This window comes from Lutibacter oricola, from assembly GCF_900106565.1.
Lineage (GTDB): Bacteria > Bacteroidota > Bacteroidia > Flavobacteriales > Flavobacteriaceae > Lutibacter > Lutibacter oricola.
The window spans coordinates 74,199-88,581 of the sequence record NZ_FNNJ01000010.1 but is presented as its reverse complement, the minus strand read 5'-3'; the positions used below and the strand labels follow the sequence as shown (position 1 = coordinate 88,581).

General features: G+C 29.4%; 17 protein-coding genes. 9 read left to right on the top strand and 8 right to left on the bottom strand.

All coding sequences use genetic code 11. The annotated features are described in order from the left end of the window. Window positions 1-6: 6 nt before the first annotated feature. Window positions 7-1,626, top strand: a complete 1,620-nt coding sequence (locus tag BLU40_RS14805) for an ArnT family glycosyltransferase (protein WP_090125315.1) — start codon at window positions 7-9, stop codon at window positions 1,624-1,626. 25 nt (window positions 1,627-1,651) lie between these two features. Further along, window positions 1,652-2,317: a hypothetical protein gene (locus BLU40_RS14800; protein ID WP_090125312.1), complete on the top strand. Its 666-nt coding sequence runs from the start codon at window positions 1,652-1,654 to the stop codon at window positions 2,315-2,317. Here BLU40_RS14800 and BLU40_RS14795 read toward each other — a convergent pair whose 3' ends face one another. From BLU40_RS14795 to BLU40_RS14770, 6 genes are read right to left on the bottom strand one after another with little or no spacing between them, the layout of a single operon-like run. Beyond that, the gene (locus tag BLU40_RS14795) at window positions 2,318-3,043 is read right to left on the bottom strand and encodes a phosphatase PAP2 family protein (RefSeq protein ID WP_090125309.1); all 726 of its coding nucleotides are present in this window, start codon (window positions 3,041-3,043) and stop codon (window positions 2,318-2,320) included. A 16-nt stretch (window positions 3,044-3,059) separates the two neighbouring features. After that, window positions 3,060-3,632, bottom strand: a complete 573-nt coding sequence (locus tag BLU40_RS14790; protein WP_090125306.1) for a phosphatase PAP2 family protein — start codon at window positions 3,630-3,632, stop codon at window positions 3,060-3,062. A 14-nt stretch (window positions 3,633-3,646) separates the two neighbouring features. Next, entirely contained in the window at window positions 3,647-4,762 is a 1,116-nt protein-coding gene (locus tag BLU40_RS14785) for a peptidylprolyl isomerase (protein WP_090125303.1), read from the bottom strand. Window positions 4,763-4,765: 3 nt separating this feature from the next. Then, window positions 4,766-5,512, bottom strand: coding sequence for an FKBP-type peptidyl-prolyl cis-trans isomerase (locus BLU40_RS14780; protein WP_090125299.1), 747 nt, complete (start codon window positions 5,510-5,512; stop codon window positions 4,766-4,768). Further along, window positions 5,499-6,047, bottom strand: coding sequence for a gliding motility-associated peptidyl-prolyl isomerase GldI (gene gldI, locus BLU40_RS14775; protein WP_090125296.1), 549 nt, complete (start codon window positions 6,045-6,047; stop codon window positions 5,499-5,501). Before gldI ends, BLU40_RS14780 begins: the two co-directional genes overlap by 14 nt. Continuing rightward, window positions 6,037-7,068, bottom strand: a complete 1,032-nt coding sequence (locus BLU40_RS14770; protein ID WP_090125294.1) for a DHH family phosphoesterase — start codon at window positions 7,066-7,068, stop codon at window positions 6,037-6,039. Before BLU40_RS14770 ends, gldI begins: the two co-directional genes overlap by 11 nt. A 118-nt stretch (window positions 7,069-7,186) precedes the next feature. On the opposite strand from BLU40_RS14770, the gene BLU40_RS14765 reads away from it, so the two are divergent. Both BLU40_RS14765 and BLU40_RS14760 read left to right on the top strand, forming a co-directional pair. Continuing rightward, complete coding sequence (locus tag BLU40_RS14765; RefSeq protein ID WP_245729957.1) at window positions 7,187-8,179, top strand: alkaline phosphatase D family protein; 993 nt, start codon at window positions 7,187-7,189, stop codon at window positions 8,177-8,179. Window positions 8,180-8,235: 56 nt separating this feature from the next. Further along, a complete protein-coding gene (locus BLU40_RS14760) occupies window positions 8,236-8,655 on the top strand; it encodes a nucleoside-diphosphate kinase (RefSeq protein ID WP_090125493.1) in 420 nt (139 codons plus the stop codon). A gap of 51 nt (window positions 8,656-8,706) precedes the next feature. On the opposite strand, the gene BLU40_RS14755 is transcribed toward BLU40_RS14760, so the two are convergent. Continuing rightward, window positions 8,707-9,003: a DciA family protein gene (locus BLU40_RS14755; RefSeq protein WP_090125288.1), complete on the bottom strand. Its 297-nt coding sequence runs from the start codon at window positions 9,001-9,003 to the stop codon at window positions 8,707-8,709. Further along, window positions 9,003-10,082: a DNA replication/repair protein RecF gene (gene recF / locus BLU40_RS14750; protein ID WP_090125284.1), complete on the bottom strand. Its 1,080-nt coding sequence runs from the start codon at window positions 10,080-10,082 to the stop codon at window positions 9,003-9,005. Before recF ends, BLU40_RS14755 begins: the two co-directional genes overlap by 1 nt. A gap of 112 nt (window positions 10,083-10,194) precedes the next feature. Here recF and BLU40_RS14745 point away from each other — a divergent pair, with 112 nt between their 5' ends. The 5 genes from BLU40_RS14745 to BLU40_RS14725 all read left to right on the top strand — a co-directional run bounded on the left by BLU40_RS14745 (window position 10,195) and on the right by BLU40_RS14725 (window position 14,383). Beyond that, window positions 10,195-10,956: a tetratricopeptide repeat protein gene (locus tag BLU40_RS14745; protein ID WP_090125281.1), complete on the top strand. Its 762-nt coding sequence runs from the start codon at window positions 10,195-10,197 to the stop codon at window positions 10,954-10,956. 8 nt (window positions 10,957-10,964) lie between these two features. After that, window positions 10,965-11,435 (top strand): 6,7-dimethyl-8-ribityllumazine synthase, encoded by a 471-nt coding sequence (gene ribH, locus BLU40_RS14740; protein ID WP_090125278.1) that lies wholly within the window; start codon window positions 10,965-10,967, stop codon window positions 11,433-11,435. Between the two features lie 88 nt (window positions 11,436-11,523). Beyond that, window positions 11,524-11,808: a riboflavin synthase subunit beta gene (locus tag BLU40_RS14735; protein ID WP_090125275.1), complete on the top strand. Its 285-nt coding sequence runs from the start codon at window positions 11,524-11,526 to the stop codon at window positions 11,806-11,808. Beyond that, a complete protein-coding gene (mutL, locus tag BLU40_RS14730) occupies window positions 11,808-13,628 on the top strand; it encodes a DNA mismatch repair endonuclease MutL (protein WP_090125272.1) in 1,821 nt (606 codons plus the stop codon). The genes BLU40_RS14735 and mutL overlap by 1 nt, the downstream gene beginning before the upstream one ends. Before the next feature lie 20 nt (window positions 13,629-13,648). Further along, window positions 13,649-14,383, top strand: a complete 735-nt coding sequence (locus BLU40_RS14725) for a rhomboid family intramembrane serine protease (RefSeq protein ID WP_090125270.1) — start codon at window positions 13,649-13,651, stop codon at window positions 14,381-14,383.

The following is a 14,383-nucleotide window of genomic DNA, read 5'->3' as shown; positions in this document are numbered from 1 at the left end:
AAAAAAATGGTTAACACTATTCAAAAATACCCTTTAGCAACATTATTTAGCGTTATTGTTTTAATGTTACTTATTCATTTAAACGTTCCTAATATTACTATTATGGAAGCTCGAAATTTTATTACTGCTCGAGAAATGATTGACAATGGAAACTGGATTTTAACAACTATGAATGGTGAACCTCGTTACCAAAAACCGCCACTACCAACTTGGTTTACTGCAATTTCTGCATTAATTTTTGGAGTTAAAAGTTTATTTGCATTACGTTTACCTGCCGCTTTAATGGTTTTTGTTTTAGGTATAGCTGCATATTTTTTATCTTTAAAATTGAAATTATCTAAAGTTCAAGCTTTAAACAATGGACTAATTCTTACTACTTCGTTTTACGTTTTTGCTATTATTAATGAAGCGCCTTGGGATATATACGCACACGCATTTATGCTAAGTGGTTTATACTTTTTATTCTTAATTTTTGAAAAAGAAAACAACAAATGGAAAAACACCTTATTTGCAGGTATTTTAATTGGTTGTTCCATTTTAAGTAAAGGACCAGTATCTTTATTTGCGCTTTTTTTACCTTTTATTATTTCCTACGGAATAGTTTTTAAGTTTAAAAAAACTAAAATAGTTCCTTTTTTAGCTTCAATAATTCTATTTTTAATTGTTGGTGCTTGGTGGTTTGCATATGTTAGATACGCAGATCCTGAAGCATTTTTAAAAATTGCAACTAAAGAAACTGGTAATTGGAGCAGCTATAATGTACGTCCATTTTATTACTACTGGAGCTTTTTTACACAATCTGGCTTATGGACAATACCTGCGTTTATAGGTTTACTATATCCATATTTAGTAAAACGTGTTAAAAACACTAAGGCATATAAATTCACTTTTTGGTGGACCATTTTAGCTGTAGTTTTACTATCTGCTATTCCTGAGAAAAAGGCAAGATATTTAATGCCTGTACTTATTCCTTTAGCATTAAACACTGGTTTTTATATTCAATACTTAATAAAAAACTTTAGTCAATTAAAAAAGAAAGCAGAAACAATACCTGTATATTTTAATTTTGGAATTATTTCAGTGTGTGCACTTGCAATACCTATTGCGCTTTATTTCATTTTAAAAGAAGACCTTCAAAATTATTTATTTAACTATTTAGCTACTTCAATAGCCGGAGTTCTAATTGGAGTACTACTTCTAAAAAACTTACTTCGAAAAAATATGCTGAATACTTTTTATTTAACCATTGCATTTATGGTTTCGGTATTCTTATTTGGCTTACCAATATCAAAGCACTTCAACAAAAACAAGGCGTACAACAATATTACATCTCTTCATACTATTGAAGAAAAAAACAATATTACAGCGTATTCTATCGGAGAAATGGCTCCTGAATTTATTTGGAACTACAACGGAATTATTAAAAATATTTATAAAAATGAGGAACTTTTAATTCCTTCAGAAGAAAAATTTGGTCTTTTAATTTTAGATGAAGATTTTGAAAATATTAAGACTAAATTAAATTCAACTTATTCAATTAATTTAAAAGAAACTTACAATTTAAACGTTAGTAAAAGAAAACGTACCAGATTGGTACGAAACTTATATATAGTTTCTAAAAAATAGTACTTTTGCACTTTAATTTACATTTATGAAAACACTTACAAGAACAGATAAAATTGCCTATATATTTTTAATTTTAGTATTTGGATTTGGAATTTACTTTGCCAATACCAACCTTCAATTTTTTGATGAAGTTTACACAAAAGAAGATGGTTTTGCCGAATATGGTACTGCTGTTTTATTATTTTTATCAAGTATGCTGCTTTTTATTAGGTTTTTTAAGCTTCAAAGCTCAAAAAAAATTCTATGGAAAATTGGAATACTAGGTATGGGAATAATATTTTTATTTGGTGCAGGTGAAGAAATTTCTTGGGGTCAACGTATTTTTGAAGTAGAATCTTCAGAATATTTTATTGAAAACAATGCACAAGGAGAAACTAATTTACACAATATGGTTGTTGATGGCAAAAAAATCAACAAGCTTATTTTCAGTCAACTGTTAACTTTAATTTTAGTTATTTACCTAATTATAACTCCTTTTTTATACAGAAAATATGACGCTATTAAAAACTTAGCAGATTCTTTTGCTGTGCCTATTGTTAAATGGCACCATACCATTGCTTTTTTATTAAGTACAGGTTTATTAGTTTTTATGGGCTCTAACAGAAAATGGGAATTGTATGAATTGGCTTTTGGAGTAATTTTCTTACTTATTTTTCTAAATCCGCTAAACTCAAAAATCTACAGCAAATAGTTAAAAATTGTACGAAGCATAAAACCCATAACTACCTTTATTATAATTTGGGTAGAATGATAAATGTTTTGTTTTTTTAAACGGATTAAAGTTTTTAAGTGGTTTAATTAAATACACCAATTCTGTAACTAAAATACTAATTCCAGCAGCAGCCAAAACATCGGAAACCCAATGCTTGTTATTAGCCATTCTAAGTCCACCTGTTGCTGTTGCAAAGGCGTATCCGCTATATGCTAATATTGGCGAACTATCTTTAAATTCTTGATGTAATACAGCCGCATTTGTAAAAGCAATTGTTGTATGTCCTGATGGAAATGCTTTTGGAGTTCCATCTGGTCTTATTTTGGCCGTTGCAACTTTTAACCTATTTGTAATTCCTGAAGAAATTACATTAGAAATAAACAAATATTTAGATTGGTCGAACCAATGATTTTTACTCTTTACACCTAATAAATCTGCAGTGTACATTTGAACAATTGGCGCAAATAAAATATAATCATCTACACTTGTTTTAAAATCATTTCCAACAAAACTCATTACATCCTTATGTAGTTTTTTTTCAAACTTACTATTGTTTAGCAATACTCCTACTCCTAGCAAAGAAGCAGGAACAATACTTTTTTTCCAAAAACTTTTTTTTGAAATAGAGTCTGTTTGTTGACCAATTGATAATGTTATTATAAAAACGAGTAGAATGGTTGTTAGTACAACTTTTTTTATGTGCATATTGTATTAAAGAGTTTTATACTTTAAAAAAACGAGTATAAAACAATTTTAACAAATAATAAAATATTAAAGCGTAAAAAACACCAAATAAAGCTCCTGTTAGAATATCTAAAGGAAAATGAACACCAATATAAACTCTACTATAAGCAACCGCAAAAGCCCAAAATAACAGTATTGGCATTAAGTATTTGTAGTACTGCTTTAACCACAAACTAAAAAACACGGCTATTGCAATTGAATTTGCTGCATGTGCCGAAAAATAAGAAAATTTACCACCACAAGATGGCTTAACTAGACGAATTAAATTCACTATAGCATCGTTATGGCAAGGTCTTAAACGCTTAAAGCCATATTTAAACATATTACTTGTTTGATCAGAAACTGCAATTAACAATGCTACAAAAATTAGCATTACTACTGTTTTTTTTAAACCAAACTGTTTGTAGAAAAAGTAAAGTAATAAAATATATAATGGAATGGCACTTAGCTTATTTGTAATAAAAAGCCAAAAGCCATCCCATTGTGAAGTGCCTAAATTATTTAGGTATATTAATAATTCAACATCTTTATCTATTAAAGTTTCGAACATTGAATTAAATTAATTTATTGTTTTTTAGCTGATTTCTCAACTATTTCTAATACAAAAACTAAATCAGTATCTGGAGGTATAACTCCACCAGCACCGTGAGCTCCGTATCCTAAATGAGAAGGAATGTATAATAAAGCAACATCACCAAATTTCATTTTTTGTAAACCTTCTTTAAAACCAGGAATTAAACGTGCATCTGGACCGTAAGGAGTATTAAACGGTGCATAACCACCTTGCTTATCTCTATTACTATCGTATACTTCATACTTTTTTGCTATATCGCTATAACTTGTATCAAATAATCTTCCATCAGTAAAATAACCTGCATAATTAACTTTAACATCTTCACCCATTTTTGGAGATGAACCATTTAAAGTTTTAGTAATAACATATTTTAAACCTGAAGGAAGTTCAATAGCTTTTGAAGCATTTGCATCGAACATTGCTTTAGTTTCAGCTAAAACAGACTTTAATTTTTCTTCTTTTTCTAAAGCTTCTTTTTTAGCTACTTTAAAATGGTTAGAAAACTCTTCTGCAGCTTTAAACTTTTTAGCTAGCTTACCTATTTTAATAATTTCGATATGTTTAATTGTATCATTTTGAGCTATAGAATCAACAACAGCTTGCCCTTTAATTACATTACCAAACACAGTATGTTTACCATCTAACCAAGGAGTTTCTTTATGTGTAATAAAAAATTGACTTCCGTTTGTTGTTGGTCCAGAATTTGCCATTGATAATATACCGGCTTTGTCGTGTTTCAACAATAATTTTCCAACTGTATCTTTTGGAAACTCATCTTTAAATTTATAACCTGGTCCTCCAGTTCCTTTTCCATCTGGATCTCCACCTTGAATCATAAAATCTTTTAAAACTCTATGAAAAATTAACCCATCGTAATAAGGTTTCCCTTTTAAATCTTCATTTACTAATTCATTTGTTCCATCGGCTAGAGAAACAAAATTAGCAACTGTTACAGGAGTTTTATCAAATTCTAGCTTTAATAAAATTGCTCCTTTGTTTGTTTCCATATTTGCATACATACCATCATCTAAATCTGCATATTTGGTAGGCTTGCAAGATATAATTGCCAAAGCAATTACAATTGGTAAAAATTTAATAATTTTCATTTCTTAGTTTTTACTTGGTGCTTTTGCATTAAAAACCTCAATTAATTCTACTTCAAAAATTAATGGCATAAAAGGTTTAATTTTTCCAGGACGTGGAGTTGCTCCATATGCTAATTCTTGAGGAATAAAGAATTTGTATTTTGCACCAGGGCTCATTAACTGTAAACCTTCTGTCCACCCTTTAATAACTCTATTTACAAAAAAAGAAGCTGGCGTACCTTTATCTACAGAACTATCGAAAACAGTACCATCAATTAACGTACCGTGGTAATGTACTTTTACTTTTGAAGTTGCTAATGGCTTTTCTCCTTTTCCTTCTTTTAAAACAATATATTGTAAACCACTTTCAGTAACTTTTACTCCTGGTTTTGCTTTGTTATCATCTAAAAAGTTAATTCCTTCAACTTTTACGTCAGCAAATTCAACTTCTGCTTTTTTTAATGCATCCGCTCTTTCTTTTTCTTGCTTTTCTTTTTGTTTTTTCTGAAAATATTTATTTAAAATAGCTGGTACATCTTTACCTTCTAATAACATGTTTAAAGAATCTAATCCATTTTCAAAACCTTGAACAAATAAATCATCATCAATTTCACCAAAGTTAGCTTTTACTTTAATTCCCATATCTAAACCTAAAGCATAACTTGCAGAATCTACTTCAGTTTCTAAAGATTTTTTTGTTACTCTACCATTATTACAAGAAGCCATTGATAATACAACAGTACTTACTAATAAAAACTTAATTACTTTCATTTTTTTTTATTGTTTTAATTAATTGAACTTTTACTTTTAACGGCTCATTTATTCCAATCTTATTTCGATCGCCTAAATAACCATACATTTTATGTGAAGGAAATAAAAATGTTACAATTTCATTTTCCTTCATTAATTTTAATCCGTTTCTTAAACCTTCAACAATTTCTTGTTGATCTACTTTATAACCTTGTTTACCTATTTCTTCTGCACTATAAATAATAGAATTATCCATAGCATATACTTCGTAAACATATTCTAATTCATCTCCAAACTTAGGCAAGTAGTTATTAGCTTTGTTTTCTAATTCATACGCATACCAAAACCCACTTGCCGAACGTTGGTAAGCAGTTAATGAATCTTGCTTTATAAAACTTTTTAATTCTTCTTCTTCGTTAGCAATAAGTGTTTTATTAAAGTTTACAGACTCTTTTAAATAAGACGTAGTTTTTCTTGTTACCGGTTTTCTGGGTACCGGATTCATACAAGAAATTATAAGTGTAGTTAATAAAAAAAGTAAGAAACTATTTCTCATACGAATTTTTCAAATCATTTTTATAGTCTGGCAATATACTTAAAAAGTTAGAAATTGTAGCATCTATTGAAACTGTAGACCTTCCACCTGCAGCATTATCGTGTCCGCCTCCATTAAAATGAGCTCGGGCAAATTTATTTACTGAAAATTTACCTTTAGATCTAAAAGACATTTTAATTATTTTTTGATCCGTATCTTCAATAAAAATTACAGCAAAAACAACACCTTTCAAAGATAAAGCATAATTTACCACACCTTCTGTATCTCCTTTTTGGTAATTAAACTCATCTAAATCTTCTTGAGTTAATTTAATATAAGCTGTTTTCAATTCGTCAATTACAACCATATTACTTAATGATCTACCTAACAATTGTAACCTACTGTATGAATTTGTATCATATACGTTATTATGAATTTGAGCATTTTTGGCTCCTTTATCCATTAAGTCTGCAACAATTCTATGTGTTTTACTTGTAGTTGAAGCAAATCTAAACGAACCAGTATCTGTCATAATACCTGCATATAAACAAGTTGCTATTTCTGGTGTTATAGCTTCTAAATCATTTAGCATTTCAAAAAATTGATACACCATTTGACAAGTTGAACATATTGAAGTATCTGAATATAAATACTTTGCAATATTGTCTGGTTGTTGATGATGATCTATCATAATAAAAGTACCCATAAATTTCTCTAGGGTATTTGCCATATCATCTCCTACTCTATGCAACGCATTAAAATCTAATAAAAAGGTTATAGACGCTTCATCTAAAGCTTCTTTAGATTGCCTATTTTGCATGTCAAACTTAAAGGCATTTTTAGATCCTGGCAACCATTTTAAAAAATCTGGATAATCATTAGGAGCTACAACTGTTACATTATGACCTTTACCTTGTAAGTAATGGTACATTGCTAAACAAGAACCCATTGCATCTCCATCGGGGTTTCTATGCGGTACTACAACTATGTTTTGTTTAGTTGATAGTAGCTCTTTTACTTCATTAATATCACTTTTATTCATATGCTGCAAATATACAATTTAATAACATACATGTTTAGTGATACACTTGTATATTTGTTAAAGGAAACATAATAAATATATAATGAAAAATTCTTCTAAACTAATTCTCAGCATCTTTATGCTATTTAGCATTTATAGTAATGGGCAATTAAAAAATTCTAAACAGGCAGATTTTATTCTTTCTTTTGGCTCTTGCAACAACCAACACCTGCCTAACAACTTATGGAAAGAGGTTTCTAAAAACCAACCAAATGTATGGCTTTGGGGTGGTGATATTATTTATTCAGATACAAAAGACATGAAGTATTTGAGTAAAAACTACCAAAAGCAAAAAAATAATAAAGACTATAAGTTATTTGCTAAAAACACTGAAATACTTGGAACGTGGGACGACCACGATTATGGCGTAAATGATGGTGGTGTAGAATATTCTAAAAAAAATGAATCGCAGCAACTATTTTTAGATTTTTTTGATGTTCCCAAAAATGATAAAAGAAGAAGTCAACAAGGCGTATATTATTCAAAAGAATACAAGGTTAAAAATACAATTATAAAGGTTATAATATTAGATACTCGTTATTTTAGAACTCCTTTAACTCGAAGTAATTCAAAAAGAAAAAGATACACGCCTTCAAATGTTCAAACAAACAATATGCTAGGTGAGTCTCAATGGAAATGGTTAAAAAATGAGCTTACTACTTCTAAGGCTAGTTATACTGTTATAATGAGTAGTATTCAATTTTTATCTAATTTACATGGTTTTGAGACTTGGGGTAATATGCCTAATGAAGTTAAAAAATTAGAAGATTTATTAGTTAAAACCAACACAAAAAATGCTATTATTTTATCTGGAGATAGGCATATTTCTGAAATTTCTAGCAAAAAAATAAAAGGTCTAAATTATCCTTTAATCGACTTTACTTCTAGCGGTTTAACACATTCTTACACAAGCTACTCTGGAGAGTTAAACCCTTATAGAATAGTAGATGTAGTATTTAAAAAAAGTTTTGGAATCCTTAAATTTAATCTAAAAACTAATGAGGTTACTATGGAAATTAGAGGAAGAAAAAATATACTTTATAAAAGCTATATTCAAAAATATAATGAGTAACATTGTTATATAAAAAATAAATATATATTTGTCCACCTAAAAATTACAAAATAATGATTACTACAAACAGAACATTTACAATGATTAAACCTGACGCAGTTGAAAATGGCTACGTTGGTCCAATTATTGAAAAAATTACTGCTGCAGGTTTTAAAATTGTAGCTTTAAAAATGACAAGAATTTCTAGAGCTGATGCTCGTGATTTCTATAGTGAACACAGCGAACGTTCATTTTTTGGTGAATTAGTTGAATTTATGACTCGTGGGCCAATTGTTGTTGCTATTCTTCAAAAAGAAAATGCTGTTGCAGATTTTAGAGCCTTAATTGGCGCTACAGATCCAGCTGAAGCTGCTGAAGGAACTATTAGAAAAACTTTTGCGACATCTAAAGGTGAAAATGCAGTACACGGTTCAGATAGTAATGAAAACGCTACTAAAGAAGGTAACTTTCATTTTTCTGACAGAGAAAAATTTTAAAAAAACATTCAATCAATTAAAAAGCCAAGTTGTTAATTCAGCTTGGTTTTTTTATGTTAATAACACTTTTGAAATAAGTTTTTCTCCAAACTCTTCGTTCAATAATTTAACAATTTTTTCTTTACCATAGCTTAGCTCCTCTCTCAATACCGAAGAATTTAATTTAACTATTAAAGTTTTTCCTTGAATTTCTATACTTTGAGTGTATGACACGACTCCATTACCCATTAGCTTTGCCCAATGTTCTTCTAAAGAAAGTTGAGTTAATCCTTTGGTAAGTTTATTTTCTTTAATAACGCTACCCATTAACTCTTCAATAGATTGAAATTCTCTTGTACGTTTTGCCATTACAATTCAAATATTTTATAGGTTTGATTTGTTTTTTTTACTACTTCTTCTGTTCTAACTTTATGAGTATCACTTATAAAAAGCTGTCCAAATTCATCATTATCAACTAGATTAATTATTTGAGAAACTCTAGAATCATCTAATTTATCAAAAATATCATCTAACAATAATATAGGTTTCACTTTAGATTGCGCTTTAATAAAATCGAACTGCGCTAACTTTAAGGCTATTAAATATGATTTTTGCTGTCCTTGAGATCCAAATTTCTTTATAGGAAACCCATCAATTTCAAACAATAAATCATCTTTATGTACACCAACACTAGTATATTGCAACACTCTATCTCTTTCTATATTTTGCTCAAATAAACTTAACATATCAATATCTAACAATTGAGATTTATAAGCCAAATTAACAGTTTCGTTATTTCCAGATATAGCTTTGTAGCGCTCTTTAAAAATAGGAATAAACTCATTTAAAAAGTTATTTCTCTTTTCAAAAATTATAGAACCATAACTAGTAAGTTGTTCATTATAAACATTAAGGTTTACAGCATCAAAAGTTCTATTAGCTGCAAAATACTTTAATAAAGAATTTCGCTGTACCAACACCTTATTATAGTTAATAACTGCTTTTAGATAATTTTTATCGCTTTGCGAAATTACACTATCCATAAATTTACGGCGCGTATCACTACCTTCAACAATTAAATCCCTATCTGCAGGTGAAATTATAACCAATGGTAAATACCCTATGTGTTCAGAAAACTTTTCGTAAGCTTTACCATTTCTTTTTACTACTTTTTTGCTTCCTCTTTTTAAACTACAAACTACATTTTCTATTTTTTCTTGCATTTTGTACTCTCCTTCTATCATAAAAAAGTCTTCGGTATGCCTAATATTTTGGCTAGCAACCGGATTAAAGTAACTTTTTGCGAAAGATAAATAATAAATTGCATCTAAAACATTTGTTTTACCAACTCCATTATCTCCAACAAAACAATTTATTTTACTCTCAAAATCAAACGTTTGAGAGTCAAAATTTTTAAAATTTACTAATGTAATTTTTTGTAAATGCATTTATATTTTTTGAAAGTTTAAAATTATTGAAAATAAATGGAAATTTAGACCCATTTGCATTTTTACTTTCCATTTAAATATTCTATTTTTGCGCCTACAAATTTTACAATAAATGGCAACATATAAAAAGACTGGTGGTAAAATAAAGAAAACTCAACAAGTAGTTGAGGAACAATCTACAACAGCTGAAGTATTTAATACTTTAGATGAAACCGCTTCAAAATCGGAACAATGGGTTATTAAAAACCAAAAAATAATTTTTATATTATTAGGTTTAGTAGTAGCAGGAATTTTGGGATACTTAGCATACAATAAATTTGTAGCTGCTCCAAAAGAAAAAGAAGCTGCAAACGAATTAGCTTTTCCTAAAACTTATTTCGAAAAAGCAATGACAAGCTCTGTTGCTGTAGATTCTTTGTTAACTTTAGGTTTAGACGGAACTGACGGTAAATACGGTTTTGTTGATATTGCTGATAAATTCAGTGGAACTTCTGCAGGAAATTTAGCAAACTACTACGCTGGTTTATCGTACTTAAAAATGAGTAACTATAAAGAAGCTATTTCGCATTTACAAAAATTCACTTCTGAAGATGAGTTATTAGCTCCAACTGCTAAAGGTGCAATTGGTGATGCTTTTGCTGATATTAACCAACCAGAAGACGCTTTAGATTACTATTTAGAAGCTGCTAACTTAAGAGACAACAATTTTTCTACTCCTTTATTTTTATTTAAAGCTGGTAACACAGCAATGGAATTAGAAAAATACTCTAAAGCTTTAGACGCTTTTTCTAGAATTAAAAAAGATTACCCTACTTCTAACGAAGCTAGAAATATTGATATTTATATTAATAAAGCAACATTTGCTAAAAACTAATACGTTGTATGGCAACAACAGATTTATCTTATTACGATAAAGCAACAATCCCAAATGCGAAAAATTTTCGATTTGGGATTGTTGTTTCAGAATGGAATCCTGAAATTACAAACAACCTTTATTTAGGTGCTCAAGAAGCTCTTTTAGAAAATGGAGCATTACAAGGTAACATTGTAAAATGGGATGTACCTGGAAGTTTTGAATTGGTATACGGTTGTAAAAAAATGATAGAAACTCAAAAGGTTGATGCTATTATTGCAATTGGAAATGTTATTCAAGGTGAAACTAAACACTTCGATTTTGTATGTGAAGGTGTTACGCAAGGTATTGTAGATTTGAATGTTAAATACGATGTACCTGTTATTTTTTGTGTTTTAACCGACAATACAAAACAACAATCTTTAGATCGTTCTGGAGGTAAACACGGTAACAAAGGTATTGAATGTGCTATTGCCGCAATTAAAATGGCAAACTTATAAGCATACGGCAATAATCTTTACATTTTAACTTTTTTTTACACTTTTAATCGTATTAAAATATCTTATTTTTTAAGTATATTTGACTATTATGGGAATTTTAAGCAAGCGAAAAAATAAAAAATTCGAATACAAACCAAGGTATTTTAAAGGTGATGGTAATCCATATGAAGTTAGACATAAGTTTGATGAGTTTAGATCTACTGTTGGAGAAAAACAAAATCTAAAAGGCAAAGTTAACTCTGCTTTAGATGAAATGAAGGCATCAGAAAACTATGGTTTTAATAAAGTAATTATTATAGTTGCTGCTATTCTTGTTTTTATATTTCTCTATATTATTGATTTTGATTTATCAATTTTCAAGAAACCGTTTTAATGTCCGACATCATTCAATTATTACCAGACCACGTTGCTAATCAAATTGCAGCTGGGGAAGTTGTTCAGCGCCCATCATCCGTTGTTAAAGAATTACTAGAAAACGCTATTGATGCAGGTGCTACTTCAATAAAACTTATTGTTAAAGATTCAGGCAGAACCTTAGTTCAAGTTATTGATAATGGAAAAGGAATGAGTGTTACCGATGCTCGTTTATGTTTTGAACGTCATGCAACTTCAAAAATTCAAAAAGCAGAAGATTTATTTAATCTACAAACTAAAGGTTTTAGAGGTGAAGCTTTAGCATCTATTGCCGCAATTGCACATGTAGAATTAAAAACCAAACAAGAAACAGAAGAACTAGGTACACTTATTAAAATAGAAGGTAGTGCCGTAACTTCTCAAGAAAGTGTTTCTGCTTCAACAGGAACTTCACTTTCTGTTAAAAACTTGTTTTATAACATACCAGCACGTAGAAACTTTTTAAAATCAAACACCGTTGAAACCAGGCATATTGTTAATGAATTTCAAAGAGTATCTTTAGCACATCCATCTATTGCATTTTCATTTCACCATAACGATAGTGAAATATATGTATTACCCAAAGGAAATTTACGTCAACGTATTGTTTCTATTTTAGGTAAAAAAACCAATGAAAAATTAGTTCCTATAAGCGAAGCTACCGATGTAGTTGAAATTACAGGTTTTGTGGCTAAACCAGAATTTGCTAAGAAAAAAAGAGGTGAACAATTCTTTTTTGTAAACGACAGGTTTATTAAAAATGCCTATTTAAATCATGCTGTTACAAGTGCTTTTGAAGGGTTAATTTCTAACGGACATTTTCCTACGTATTTTTTATTTTTAAACGTACCTGCTAAAAGTATTGATATAAATATTCATCCAACAAAAACTGAAATTAAGTTTGACGATGAAAAAACGCTGTATGCCATATTGCGTTCAACCATAAAGCATAGTTTAGGGCAATATAATGTAGCACCTGTTTTAGATTTTAATAGAGATGCGCAATTAGATACGCCGTATAATTTCAAAAATAAAACAGCACCTTCAACACCTAAAGTTTCGGTTAACCCAGATTTTAATCCCTTTAAAGCTGAAACCACTTCAAAACCATATACCCCAAAGCCCTTTAAAAAAGAAGAAGCTAATTGGGATAGTTTGTATACTGGTCTTGATGTAGAGAAAATTGAAGTTGAAGCTGAACCAGTTTTAAATCAATTATTTACTGAAGAAAAAACTGTTAACAAAACATATCAAATACACTCAAAATATATTGTTAGTAGTATAAAATCGGGAATTGTATATATACACCAAAATTTAGCACACCAACGTATTTTATATGAAGAATTTTTAGAAAACATAACTGTTAAAGATGCTATGAGCCAACAATTGTTGTTTCCTTTAGAAATAAATTTTAGTGCTACTGATATTGATTTAATTAAAGAAATTAAAGAAGATTTAGAAAGTGTAGGCTTTTTATTTGATACTATAACTAATGAAACTATTGTTATAAAAGGTATTCCGGTAAATATTACCGAAAGCCAAACTACTATAATTATTGAACAATTATTAGACGATATTAAAAACGATATTCCTGATACAAGTTTTAGTCAACTTGACATAATGGCAAAAAGTTTGGCAAAAAGTCTTGCTATTAAAACTGGCACAAAATTAGATGCTAAAGAACAAGAAGAAATTGTAAACAATTTATTTTTAACCAAACAACCAGATTTATCTCCGTTTGGTAAAAAAACCTTTGTTACAGTTAATATTGATGAAATTGATAAACGATTTAACAATTAACCTTGTTAACTAATTAAATTATGGGAAGAATTACTGAAGCTGTAAAACATTTAATAATAATAAACGTCATCTTTTTTGTGGCGCCACAACTATTGCCTAATTTAGGCTTAGACAGTATGTTTGCTTTATACTTTCCTGAAAACGAAAAATTCGGATTTTGGCAGTTTGCTACTCATATGTTTATGCACGGAGGCATATCGCACATACTTTTTAATATGTATGGTTTGTGGGCTTTTGGTACTCCACTTGAACAAATGTGGGGAAAAAATAAATTTATTTTCTTTTATTTATCTGCGGGTTTAGGTGCCGGTGTCATTTATACATTGGTAAATTACTTCCAATTTAACGGTGTTTACGATCAATTAATAAATATTGGAATGTCTGCTGAAGATATTAAAAACATTTTAACTACAGGAAGTTATAACGATAGCATATTACAGACCGTTTCTAGCGAACAACTTAATGAATTTTATGCAACATACCATACGCCTGCTGTTGGAGCATCTGGTGCTGTTTATGGAATTTTAGTTGCATTTGGATTAAGTTTTCCTAACGCTAAACTGGCTCTTATATTTTTCCCTGTTCCAATTGCTGCAAAATATTTTATACCATTAATTATTTTTGGAGATTTATTCTTTGGAATGACTAAATATTCAATAGGAAACGTTGCTCACTTTGCACACGTTGGTGGGGCTTTAATAGGATTTTTAATAGCTTGGTATTGGAAACAAAATCAATTTAAACGCTGGAACTAA

What these genes read in the sequence shown, in the direction of transcription:
- BLU40_RS14805 (WP_090125315.1), top strand. Translation starts at nt 7, where the DNA reads ATGGTTAACACTATTCAAAAATACCCTTTAGCAACATTATTTAGCGTT.
- BLU40_RS14800 (WP_090125312.1), top strand. Translation starts at nt 1,652, where the DNA reads ATGAAAACACTTACAAGAACAGATAAAATTGCCTATATATTTTTAATT.
- BLU40_RS14795 (WP_090125309.1), bottom strand. Translation starts at nt 3,043, where the DNA reads ATGCACATAAAAAAAGTTGTACTAACAACCATTCTACTCGTTTTTATA.
- BLU40_RS14790 (WP_090125306.1), bottom strand. Translation starts at nt 3,632, where the DNA reads ATGTTCGAAACTTTAATAGATAAAGATGTTGAATTATTAATATACCTA.
- BLU40_RS14785 (WP_090125303.1), bottom strand. Translation starts at nt 4,762, where the DNA reads ATGAAAATTATTAAATTTTTACCAATTGTAATTGCTTTGGCAATTATA.
- BLU40_RS14780 (WP_090125299.1), bottom strand. Translation starts at nt 5,512, where the DNA reads ATGAAAGTAATTAAGTTTTTATTAGTAAGTACTGTTGTATTATCAATG.
- gldI (WP_090125296.1), bottom strand. Translation starts at nt 6,047, where the DNA reads ATGAGAAATAGTTTCTTACTTTTTTTATTAACTACACTTATAATTTCT.
- BLU40_RS14770 (WP_090125294.1), bottom strand. Translation starts at nt 7,068, where the DNA reads ATGAATAAAAGTGATATTAATGAAGTAAAAGAGCTACTATCAACTAAA.
- BLU40_RS14765 (WP_245729957.1), top strand. Translation starts at nt 7,187, where the DNA reads ATGCTATTTAGCATTTATAGTAATGGGCAATTAAAAAATTCTAAACAG.
- BLU40_RS14755 (WP_090125288.1), bottom strand. Translation starts at nt 9,003, where the DNA reads ATGGCAAAACGTACAAGAGAATTTCAATCTATTGAAGAGTTAATGGGT.
- recF (WP_090125284.1), bottom strand. Translation starts at nt 10,082, where the DNA reads ATGCATTTACAAAAAATTACATTAGTAAATTTTAAAAATTTTGACTCT.
- BLU40_RS14745 (WP_090125281.1), top strand. Translation starts at nt 10,195, where the DNA reads ATGGCAACATATAAAAAGACTGGTGGTAAAATAAAGAAAACTCAACAA.
- ribH (WP_090125278.1), top strand. Translation starts at nt 10,965, where the DNA reads ATGGCAACAACAGATTTATCTTATTACGATAAAGCAACAATCCCAAAT.
- BLU40_RS14735 (WP_090125275.1), top strand. Translation starts at nt 11,524, where the DNA reads ATGGGAATTTTAAGCAAGCGAAAAAATAAAAAATTCGAATACAAACCA.
- mutL (WP_090125272.1), top strand. Translation starts at nt 11,808, where the DNA reads ATGTCCGACATCATTCAATTATTACCAGACCACGTTGCTAATCAAATT.
- BLU40_RS14725 (WP_090125270.1), top strand. Translation starts at nt 13,649, where the DNA reads ATGGGAAGAATTACTGAAGCTGTAAAACATTTAATAATAATAAACGTC.